Annotated in this window: 9 protein-coding genes; all 9 read right to left on the minus strand. The window is 36.1% G+C overall.

Translation table 11 applies throughout. The features are described 5' to 3' along the window. Positions 1-123: 123 nt before the first annotated feature. The gene (locus tag ACN6MV_RS27885; RefSeq protein ID WP_419885296.1) at positions 124-495 is read right to left on the minus strand and encodes an iron chaperone; all 372 of its coding nucleotides are present in this window, start codon (positions 493-495) and stop codon (positions 124-126) included. A gap of 787 nt (positions 496-1282) precedes the next feature. Beyond that, entirely contained in the window at positions 1283-2104 is an 822-nt protein-coding gene (locus ACN6MV_RS27890; protein WP_042131144.1) for an acyltransferase domain-containing protein, read from the minus strand. 315 nt (positions 2105-2419) lie between these two features. Continuing rightward, positions 2420-2845: a hypothetical protein gene (locus ACN6MV_RS27895; RefSeq protein ID WP_170880365.1), complete on the minus strand. Its 426-nt coding sequence runs from the start codon at positions 2843-2845 to the stop codon at positions 2420-2422. Continuing rightward, the gene (locus tag ACN6MV_RS27900; RefSeq protein WP_419885297.1) at positions 2829-3299 is read right to left on the minus strand and encodes a MerR family transcriptional regulator; all 471 of its coding nucleotides are present in this window, start codon (positions 3297-3299) and stop codon (positions 2829-2831) included. The genes ACN6MV_RS27895 and ACN6MV_RS27900 overlap by 17 nt, the downstream gene beginning before the upstream one ends. Positions 3300-4046: 747 nt before the next feature. Further along, a complete protein-coding gene (gene msr(G) / locus ACN6MV_RS27905) occupies positions 4047-5504 on the minus strand; it encodes an ABC-F type ribosomal protection protein Msr(G) (protein WP_419885298.1) in 1458 nt (485 codons plus the stop codon). 117 nt (positions 5505-5621) lie between these two features. After that, complete coding sequence (locus ACN6MV_RS27910) at positions 5622-6815, minus strand: macrolide efflux MFS transporter Mef(F) (protein WP_419885299.1); 1194 nt, start codon at positions 6813-6815, stop codon at positions 5622-5624. An 860-nt stretch (positions 6816-7675) separates the two neighbouring features. After that, on the minus strand, positions 7676-9202 hold the full coding sequence (locus ACN6MV_RS27915) for a Tn7-like element transposition protein TnsE (protein WP_419885300.1): 1527 nt from the start codon (positions 9200-9202) through the stop codon (positions 7676-7678). Continuing rightward, positions 9177-11018 (minus strand): TnsD family Tn7-like transposition protein, encoded by a 1842-nt coding sequence (locus ACN6MV_RS27920; protein ID WP_419885301.1) that lies wholly within the window; start codon positions 11016-11018, stop codon positions 9177-9179. The genes ACN6MV_RS27915 and ACN6MV_RS27920 overlap by 26 nt, the downstream gene beginning before the upstream one ends. Positions 11019-11033: 15 nt before the next feature. Beyond that, positions 11034-11903, minus strand: a complete 870-nt coding sequence (locus ACN6MV_RS27925) for a hypothetical protein (protein ID WP_419885302.1) — start codon at positions 11901-11903, stop codon at positions 11034-11036. Between the last annotated feature and the right edge of the window lies 1 nt (position 11904).

Raw genomic sequence — 11904 nt, forward strand, 5'->3', positions numbered from 1 at the left:
TAAGGAAGAATTAAGGAATCGACAAAAACAACTAAAAAAAGTCCCGATGATGTTTTCATCATGAGACTAATCCGTGGTTTATGATATTCATATCACTAGTAAATCTGTAGCTTTTTTAAGTTTTCATTTTCGCCAAAACGTTGTACAGTCTGCCTTATCCATAATGTTAAACTCAATCATTTGCTCAAGCAATGAGTAATCAACCGGATGATCCCACCGGATCCGTAACAACTGCTTAGTGTGATCATATCCAGCCTGCACAATTGCGTTAGAGAAATGATTAATCCCTGCAATTTCAGGGGCTACAGCCATATGTTGTTTGGATACGCTAAAGCCAATTATATAAGTGTCGTGATCGGTGAACATAGGTTGATTCCATGCAATTTTTGGTTTTAGTTCTGTGAATTTCTTAGTTACCCAACCCAACACCTCTTCCATTCGTTCCCGATGCTGCGGGTTATCAATTTGCGCTAAATATTCTGCAAATACCTCCATGTTGATCACTCCTAACCTCAAAATCGCCGTTTGTATAGGCGTAGTTTGTACAAAAAACACCCCGTTAGATAATCATATCCAACGGGGTAACAGGGTGCAACTTTTCATAACGTCGGTTCTCCGGATCTGTAATCCGTGCAAGACGAGCTATCTGCATGTAGGTTAAGGAGGAATCCTATATTTTATCTTAGCCGTTATCTTCTCGCATGGGTGGAGAAAACGAATGTCCCTCGGACCGATCTGAATTATTAGTGCGAAAAGTTTGTTAAACTTAGGATCATCAAAAATCCCCTCGACCTGAGGGAATTTTTTCTATTGCATGTATTATGTCTCTCCTAACATTTCCTACAAGCGCTAATAATAGATGAAGATGACGGAGAGAACGGCTTTTTTATCCCAGTCAGCATATTGATGTTCGACGCGAAAGCCGTGTCGTTTTAATAAAGAATGTAGCGTTTCGTGACCCAATGCATGATGTGCTGGCTAGCATCGTAACATTGTGCGCCTGATCGCCATTCTGTCTCCTCTTGATCGGATAACTCCGTTTCATCCGGTTACGGGCTTCGAATGCAAAGATTCCATTGGAAATGTTTGTGAACGGTCGTGAGCAAATCGATTTGATCTTGATCACTTAAGAATGCCTGAAATACATTACCAGTCAAATAAATCATCGAAAATCGCAGCGCCATTCCTTACACTAACGCTCTCCGTTATCTTAATGATGCTGTTTCAATACAGTCTGAATTTAACAAATCACCTTTGAAGTTAATACTTAACCTCTCTCCCATTAATCCTTCCAGGGATCTTCGTGCAGTCTTCCGTAGGCTGCGCCAATGCTGCCGCCTTCCATCAGACGAACCTTGATTTTTTTCTGTAAGGATGTATGTTCCGGAAGTTCTTGTATTGGAATATCAGTTCTTCCATAAACCCATCTGATAGAGCTGTCATTCGCATCATCAACACGCATCAAGTCGAATGCCTTCTGAAAACCGACTATATTTGAGCTCTCTTGCAACAGCTTAGCAAGGACTGGAGAAAGCAGCCAGGAATCACATACCATATCCGACTGACCATACTCCGGATAATATTTTGCGAAAAATCCCCTAGCATCCTCATATGACTTCCGCAAACTCCCTCGCCTCATATCTGCGTCAGCAGGGATATGTATATTTATTAATTTCTTTTCTTTCTGCTCAATCATTTCATATTCAAGTACACCGATTCGGAATTCATGAAGTGAAATCTGTCTAGGAAACCACCATCCCCACGTGAATGCATATGTCCCATACACACTGTAATGTTCCATAATGAATCTGGTACAAAACTTCATCGTATCCGTAAAAATTGTCTCGCTAATTCCTCTTTTTTCATATTCCTTATGTGCCTTTACTGCATGTACAAGCATAAAAGAAAGCATTTTGCTTCCATTCGGATCCTCTCCCAGAACGCCTATTAGTTCTTCAACTCCCTTTTCCCAGGCAGACGGATCATACAGAGCAGCAGAAAGAGGCTTAATTGTTTTCTCATCAAATCCGCCTGCAAAGTCAAGCACTTTTCTTTTCATTTGATCTGGTAAACAAATACTTTCACACACTTCTTTTAAATTCATATTTACATTCTCCTGTATCAGATAATAACAACATTTAATTAATTTAGGACCAAATCCAGCCGGATTAAGGTTACAAATCAAGATATACTTCCACAACTCCATGTCCTATAGCTTTTTCTTTCTTTCTGAAAGAAAACAATAAATTGTTTTAATGCTATTTATAGTTGGGATTGTTCCTTAAAAGAAAGGCATATTCTATTATAACCTTACGTGTAACTGCCTGTTGTCACGGAGCTATCGTTCACCTTTAGCGTGTTGCAAATCACTGGCAGTGATGAAATGCAGTTTAGTTCTTCAAACCTTCCTACTGGTTTGTTACGATTGACCTCCGAACTTTTTTTCCTTCATTCTTGTGCCCAATATGATAAATGCGACATAGATTAGGATGGCAATCGAATCGATTAACGTATCCGTAAGTGCCGAAACATCATAAAATGCTGTTATGCCGAGAATAACCATCAGACGAACGAGCAGAAGTGACGCGATCGTCCATGCAGCAGACCGATTCTTCGATCGCTCGCTTTGCAATGACAGGATAATGAATACAATACCGAAGACCAGATTCTCTGCAGTGATTATGTGCCAGACATACCTAAATATTATCTGTGTATCCACGGCTATATCATTCACAAAGAGCGTCGGCAGTACAACGGATTGCCCGTTCATAGCATGCGTAACGGCAAACAGTATCGCAAGAACGCCAGCAATCAGATAATAATAATTCTTAATTTTGATGTCCATCACAATCCTCCTTAGTTCCAGGATCCTTCCTGTGAAGATCCCGGTAAATCTCCCGAACGAACACTGCCAGTCGCTGGTCGCTTTCATAATTTAAGTCCCTTAGCGCTTCAACTGCTACGTCGAGCAACTGACTGACCTTTTCTAGATGTGCAATTTTCTTGCGCGTTTCTGCTTTTTTGGCATCAAGGAATTCAGCGACCTCCTGATAATAAGCAGGATCTACACTCTGCATTCTGTGGAACTGAAACTTCCCCTTTATTTCTTCTAGAGAAAAGTCCGCATACTGCATGATTTGAATATTCATCAAATCGACGAGGTCGTCCTTCGAATACCTACGGTAAGAATTGTGTTCCCGGGACGGCGATACGATTCCAATACGGTCATAGTACCGAAGCGTATCCTTCGGAATACCAAGGATCTGTGAAACCTCTTTTATAGAATATCGATTTTCCATACATTTACAATAACATTGGAGTTAACTCCAATGTCAATTCTTTTTTTACACGGTATTCAAACAATCTTTATAACTATCCTTCTCGTTAGCGTAACGATAGCCCTCGATTAATGCTTTATTCCTCTATCAAGCTCTTGATAATTTTCAGCTTCTTTGGACACTAGAACGGAGATGTTGTCCGCGCCTAGCACCGCCTGCTCCGAAGTATCTTGGTTTGCGGAACAGCTAGCTGCCTAGCCGGATGGGGTTTGCGCCAGTCTATAACTTTATTTGCTGAGTCTAATACTCTTTTTTAGTTTAGTTTACTATTTTCTTTTTACAGCTCTCATGACTATAAGAATAAACTTCTTTTTAACGAATTATATATTAAAAAAAGCCGCTCAAAATATGAGCGGCTTAATGGTATACAAATGATTTTGAATAGTAATTACGATCTATTTTGTGAAGACACAAACATTATTGTTAGGTTACTCACATTAATACTAGTACCTAACTTTAATGTCATTTTACACACATGTTGGTTTAAAATAAAGTTTGATCAAAATGAAGCGACAAAGCCTTATCTTACATTAAATTTAAAGAACCCGTTTTGAAAAAAGTTTGATCAAAACGGGTTCTTTCTTTATGAAGTATTACACTATTTTTATAAAAAAGTTTGATAATTCTCTACTGTATTCTTCAAAAAAGTACCCAATTACGGAAGATCTTATTTTGATAATAACCCCATTATTTCTCCTTCATCATTAATCAACCCCTTAATTTTAGCTGTTGATCTTCAATGAAATATATACAATCTGCTACACAATCAATAAACCTGCGATCATGTGATACGAAGATAATAGTGCCTTTATATGCTGTAATAAATCTTTCTAACGCTTCAATAGCATAGATATCTAAAAAATTGGTTGGTTCATCTAACAATAAAATATTATACTCTCCTAAAAATAATTGACATAATTGTAGACGAATCGCTTCACCACCACTTAATGATTTTACACTTTTTAATATATCTGTGCCGACAAACAACATGGAATGTAGAACGCTTCGTAAAAATCTCTCGTCGTATTCAGAACGATTTTTCAGAAATTCCAATACCGTTTCATCCCTTGTATATTGATAGCTCATTTGACGAAAGTAGCCAATTTTTGCTTTTGGTGAAATTGTTAAACCGGGCGCATTGATAGCAATATGATGGAGTAAAGTACTTTTGCCAGCACCATTTTTACCCGAAATTGCGATTTTTTTACCAAGCGGCATTTGAAAACTTACTTCATTTAATAATACTTTGTTATCCACTTGAAGAGTAAATCGGTCTGCCATTATCGGAAATTTATTATGCAACTCTAAATTTCTCGATTGATGGAAGTTTATTTGCCTATCCTCTTTTACAGCATCGACTTCCTGAAGTTTTTCCATTCGTTGCTCAATGGCCTTTGCTGCACGCTGCATAGCTTTTTGGCTCGTACCTTTGGATTTTGTCATAAAGGACTTATCCGGCTTTGCATTCGCATCTTTTTTTGACAATCGACCTGCTTGTGCAACTTTTTCAGCTTTCTTCATTTTTTCTTGTGCTGCTTTTTCTAGCCTGCTCTTTTCTTTTATGAACTGTTCATGTGCTTGACTCTGCTGTTCACGTTCTAACTTCTTTTGTGCCATGTAGTCGCTGTAATTTCCTGAATAGATTCGTACCTTACCTTCATGAACTTCCCAAATTGTCGTAACTAGTTCATCTAATACAGAACGGTCATGACTAATTAATACAAGCGCTCCGTAGTAATACCTAAGTTCATCGAGCAAAAACGAAATCCCCTCTTGGTCTAAGTGAGTAGTCGGCTCATCAATTAATAAAGCTTCATAATAATGAGTAAACAATTTAGCGAGTTTCAACCTTGTTTGTTCCCCTCCGCTTAGCTGATTAGAGTCTTTCGGTACGTCTAATTTTCCAAGTAACACTGGATCAGCATCACGTACTGATGGAGTTTCAAGTTGCTCAAAATAGCCATTCTCAACAAGCCGATTCACCTTTCCCGTTGTTGGCTCAATAATACCCGCCAGTAATTTTAGTAACGTGCTTTTACCTGCACCATTTTTACCGACTATGCCGATACGGTCAAATTGGTGTACAGCTAATCTTTCAATCTTTAAAACCTCTTTATCTAGATATGTCACTTCTACATTTTCTAATTCAAAACAGATTTGTTCCATCTTTCGCTACCTCCGAAATATTTTTATTCCGTATCGATAGCTAGAATCGATACGAGCCTCTTTCTCAAAACCAAGCTCGTATCAAAAGAATAGTAAAAATTGCATGAAATTCCCCTCCTATTTTGCTTTCCTTACGATAACAGCATTTAATACAATTAATATACCTGTAATCAAAAATAATACGGCCACATTTGTTAAGTGGATCAGAACCCCAGCAAATGCGTACCCCAACGGTGTTGCAAGTAATGCCAAACTTCCAACAAAACTAAACACTCTCCCAAGTAAATGAGGTTCAATTTCGGTTTGGATAAGAGCATAAAACGGAGCTGAAAATAATGGACCAGACAATCCCACTAGACCAGCCATTACGATAAATCCATAGAATAAAGTTGATGGAAGTGTGCCAGAAATGAATAAGGCAATCCCCATCAGTATCATTCCGCTAACAATGAGTTTCAATTTTTCAAATCGATCTCCGAAAATCCCCATTAATATACCACCAAAGATGAGGCCAACAGCAAAAACAATTTCGATTATTCCAGCTTCAACTACGCCCTTCTCGAAATGATTTCGTGTCATAAGCGGAAAGTAAGTGCCTAGCGGAATATACAGCACCGAAACAATCGTAATCGTGACTGTTAACCTTAATAAAACAGGATGTTTTACAAGTGCATGATATCCTTCTTTCATTTCGCTGATAAAACTAGAGGAATCAACAGTTTCTGAACTCTGTACATTTGGAATGTGAATAAATAGCAAAATACTACTAGCAATTACTGCCCCAAAGACATCTAGTAATAGAACCCACTCAACAGAGCTTATCGCTAGTAATGACATCCCCGCTGCTGGACCAACAATATTTGATATAGAAGCCACTGTCTGTCCCCATCCAGAAACTTTTGTCAAATGCTCTTCTGGGGCTATTAGTGGAATAGACGCTTGCATGGCCGGCATATGGAATGCAGTTGCTAATGAACGAACGATCAATACAATTATCACCAATATAATACTCGGATCATAAAAATACATTGATACAAATAAAGCTAAACTTCCAAGTGCAACCGTCATATCTGCAATTATCATAATCACTTTTCGTGAATAACGATCAGTAATAGTTCCTGCAAAAGGACCTAACAATGCTTGTGGCATAAATCCAGCCAGTCCTGCTAGCGTTAAAATCAGTGGAGAACCTCCTGATGTATCTGTTAACCACCAAATGATACTAAATTGAACAGCAGCACTGCTTAATAGTGAAAAGAACTGCCCTGTAAAAATCGCAATAAATTTCCGTTTCCAATTCATATTATCCATTTTCCCTACCTCCAAATAATAAAAAAATCACAAGCATCTGCTTGTGATTTTAGAGTAAAGGGAAAGAGAGCCATCCTTATTTTTTGTGACTTGTAGAAAGTCATCACTAAACATACCTAGCTCTAGCATGAGCATGGCTAAGAAAGTGAAAAAAGATAAAAATAAAGAAAGGCAGAACAAGTCGCCTTTCTCATCATAACATCTTTCCATCCCAAATAAATCAAACAGTATATTGCCTAAATCAAAATAGTTAGACAAACTACAAGTATGGATTGGGTGAATTTTTGAAATGAAGATTATTAAAAAAGGACAGACTACTCCCGTTTACTCTGTAAATACAAACAGAGCCTTTGAACATATTTAATTACTTGTTCAAAGATAGGGAACGTAGTCTCATAGAATGTGTCATTTTTAATAATCCTCCTAATAGTTTATAAAATACATTAGTAATTATATATTTTTAATAAAAAAAGTCAAGTTAACTAAGACTATTTTTCTTGCACTGTACTGACTACCCTCTGGCATAAATACCAGTATTTCAAAACTTAATATATATTTATCATAAATTTCTTCTGTTATGTGGTACTTTGGATAATGGCCCGTTTGCAGAAAAAAGATTACGGGCAGGAACTATAATCTCCCTTTCCATTTACTATTTTATAGATTGTTCTGCCTTGTATCAAGTGTTTGCGGTGCTTGCATAAAAAGTTGCATAAACAATGTTCCACTAAAAAAGCGACAAATGCCGTTATATCAACGTTTGTCACCAATCCCCTTTTCATTTTATGGATAAAATCACAACAAAAAAATGATTTTCTTTATTTATAATTAAAGTTTAAGTGTATTAAAAGGATTATTTATTAAACGTCTGAGATTTTATTGAATACCAACTTTTTAAAGTTACTCGTGTGCTTTACTTTATAAATTGCTAGGCTCTTTTCCCATTTAACTAAACCTTCTTTTAACCAACTACCTGAGCTGAATATAATGTATTTTAGTAAAGGCTCAATATGCAACTTAATATTTGAACCATCTAAGGATGTAATAATTAAAGTAGAAACACTACGCCCAGCGCGTTCAACTTCTAACAATGCAACTTCTTTTCCATTCCTTAGTTTCACATATGCCACTATATACTTTCTAGGAGTAATGCCATCATCTAAAAACGCAAATGAACGCTCTCCTATGTCAGTTAACTCACCAACATATGCCTCCACACTTTCTACAAAATAAGCTCTTGATAACTCATTTAATACTTCTTTAAAGTCCGCTAATTCATCATTAACATATGTATTTTGTAATGGCTTAACTTCTAAGCCTCTTAATATACTTGTTCCGCCAATATCCCCCATTGAACGGCTATTATTATCTACTTTTACTGTCTTTTTTGTATTACCATCAATTCCGTCACGTTGTTTAGTTGAGACCGTTCTTTGTCTAGTGATTAATAGAGCATCTGTGTACTCATGAGTTAAAGTATCTGTTACTACCTCATCAAATTCACTTGTACGTCCATCAACTGTTGCATCAGCTTCATAATCACCTGAATTGGAAAGGGGGAGAATTATACGCTTTCTTGGCTCATTCGATTTTTCATGACGAACAAGGCTCGGGTGAGTAATCTCTAAATTAGAAATCTGTAGTTCTTTTTCTAGCATCGCTTTGATATTTAGAACTGTATATCCTGTTGCCGTTTTTTTTACACGCAGCTTAAGTTTAATTGGTGTTTGAAATGGCCATTCAAACTTTATAGAGTTATTAAAATGAAAGTTACTAGACATGTTCTCATAGACTTTGCGAACGTTATTATTCATTAACAACCAAACTAAATGATGCAAATACTCATTCTTTAAATAATTTGCATTATAAGAAGATGTGAAGTGTAATCGTAATAAATCTGGCTCATATTGCTCTGTGAAATATAGCGGGAAAGAGTTCATTTCAAATAAGCAATTCAATAGAAATGCATTCGGTGCAACTATTCCTCTCAGTACTTCAATTAACGGTAAGTAGAAACGCTCACCATTGTATTTGATAACAAAAGTTTGCGATGTTTCCGTATAGTTTGTTCCACGTATTGAATAGTTTTGTTCAAAATAGCCAACGTAATTTGGATCTATTATAATTATAATTTCTTCAATTTGATTAGGTGAGATAGGTTTCGTAATAACTCCATCTACGTAATAATGCTGGATTATCAAAGAAGTTAATATGGTCCAATCAACTATTAACTTTTCAGTTGTATAATACCCATTAACTTTTCCACTAAAATAAACTGGCAGTACGACCTTTTTTTCGTATCTAAAAGGCGCACCGATCCATTCCAATTTCACGCGTGCACCTTTATCAAACGGCCAAGATTTAAGCTTTATATCTTTGCTGTTCATCGATTCCACCTTCCTGTAAATATACCTCTAGTATTGGCCGAATTGTTTTAAAATCCTTTGACTTTATTCCTGCTAGCCTTTGAACACGCCATAATTTTACATCGCTCAATTCGCACTTCAGATTATCAATGATTTTACAGCATCGGCGAATTTGAAATTGCTCCACACTTTCCGTAATTTGCTCAAGTAAACGCTTTGTAATAGTCAGCTGTTCTAAATGTCTTTCAAGATTGGCTAATATCCCCAAACGTTTCCCTAAAAGAGATGTTGTAATTCGAATAGGCTTTTCAGACGTCCACAATTGCTCATATAACGTTTTAATATCATTAGAATATTGTTTATCTCTTTTACTCCAATCAATCGTTCTAACCTCGTTAAAACTCTTTTGAGGGGCTGGTAATATACCAAACAACCATTCTTTATCGTGACGGTATAAATACATATATTCTTTTTGGTAAGTTTTGCGTAATTGCGTTCTACTTGATTGCGGATGCCTTTGCACTATCGCAATAAATTCAGCTTTATATGAATCTAATTTTGATACTGTCATTGAGACCTTTTGCTGGTCCTGTTTGAACGATGGCTGTTCTAAATATTTTTTTACAGTTTTGGAATCTACGCCCAACCCTCTTGCAATTGCTCTGATACTTATGTTTTCACATGAAAGTTCAATTAATTTTTGATGCCATACATGACCAAACTCTTTTACTCGACCTATCTTGAATATGTCTGTCGATTGTTTTCTTGCATAAATAAACCCACATGAGCATGTAAATGTGCCAATTAAATTTTTCGTTTTAGAATCCCTTGTTACGTCTACATCTTGAATGATGAACTGCTTGTAATGTGATGCAGCCTTATTTAAACAAGGAAATGGACCATTACCAAATGCACCTTGATCAGCAGAACTAGTTCCCAAGCTCTCTACATCCTGTTGTAAAAAATGTAGTAAAAATAAATGACGTAGCGGATGTACATGACGCTTGGAATTACGCAGTAACACCTTCAACCAATTATATTCATAGGCCTCGTTTAATTCACTTTCATACAGTTGCAAAAAGCCCTTTGGGAAATGTGACTCGAACGTTTGATATAACTCCTTTTGTCGCACACAATTTGAGGCTGTTATTAAATTGCGCTCTCTTAATAATGCTCGATACTTAGAGCTTATGATTTCCCTTGAAAGTCCATGTAAAGGTAATTGCAACAGTTGATATGCCTGCTTTGCTATTGTTACAGCTATATCCTTATATGAATCCGTTTCGTAAATAGCTTTTAAATTCATATGTTTTAATTCAAATCTGACATATTGTATCCGACTATCTGTTGTAGTTGGGTATTTACGCAATGACACTTCATGATGTGGACAATAATTAATTCCTTGAAGCTGATGCTCTCTATGAATGTACGGTTCTCCGTATTGTGCATCATCTGCTTTAGCACATTCGGCACAATAATATAAATCATCCTTTTTACAAACACTTCCCGCAATCATGCCAAGCCTTGTATATAATGCCTGTCCATCTTGTAATACATCCTGCAAAACTTCCTGCTGCCGTGCTTTCGATAAAAACGAAGCATAGTACGGATAAATCGTATGGTTGGACAAAAGCGATTCTACCGAGTAATGCGATCCTAGCTTTTCTACCAAAACAGAAAAATAGCTGCCAATCTCCACACTCGGTATCACACAACGACTGCCAAACAACTCTTCCAACGTATCTTTACAATCAAGATTCCCACTATAAAAGTGGTAACGAGCAATGGCTGAATACAACAATTCATTTGGATAGGGGTTTGTGAAGAAAGGTAGCATTTAATCATCCTCAATTTAAAATAAAAAAGTTTTTTCTTCGACAGTATCAGTTACTTTACTAGAAATATACTTCACAAATGCTAGCAATCTGTCTATAAAATAAACTGTTTCTTCATAACTAATTAAACTGATATCGAAATTATTCCCATGCCTAATATCTTTATATTTATTGTGAAACATATTCCACATAGTAATACCATCTTTTATAATAAATCCTTGTCCCCACTTGTTTTCATTGTCTCTCATTATCTTATCTGCTTCTGATATATCATTTGTTCCTGTTAGGTAATTCATTAATGCTTCCATTGCGGATAAACAATCACGAATTGCATCTTTTCTTGCTCTAGGTTCGTTTGCTCTAGTGAGTTGCTCTCTAGCTTGCTTAATATGCTCCGCTGTTTGTTTACAAATATCAGAAGTAGTTTTTATTAATTCCTCAAAATCAATCGTAATACCAATATTAGGATTAATACAAATCCATTTATTCGGATTATCTTTTATTAATTTATATCCAAAATTATGGTCTTCAAATATACTATTTAAAGCATTTAAGACTTCTTCATTTCTTGCTAATTCTTGCATAGCATCCATAAATCTATGGAATTTACCACCTTTAAAATCCATCATTTGTTCTTCAAAGTCTCTAATAATATAATCATATCCCCAATTTTGTGTCTTTTCATTGTTAGTATAGAGGGAAATAGTGTCACAAGCATTTCTAACAGTTCCATCTAAGTTTAAATTAAAATTTTTCCTTTTTTGCTCTACATATACTCTGGGAACTTTTTGAGCTATTTCTCTTAATAAAGGGATAGTAACCTCATTCATTAAATAATCTTCATTAGAGTAGTTTATATACTCTGGGAACTCATTTTTAAAAGACATT

This window comes from Paenibacillus sp. B-A-8 (assembly GCF_048572915.1).
In the GTDB taxonomy this organism is placed as follows: domain Bacteria; phylum Bacillota; class Bacilli; order Paenibacillales; family Paenibacillaceae; genus Paenibacillus_AQ.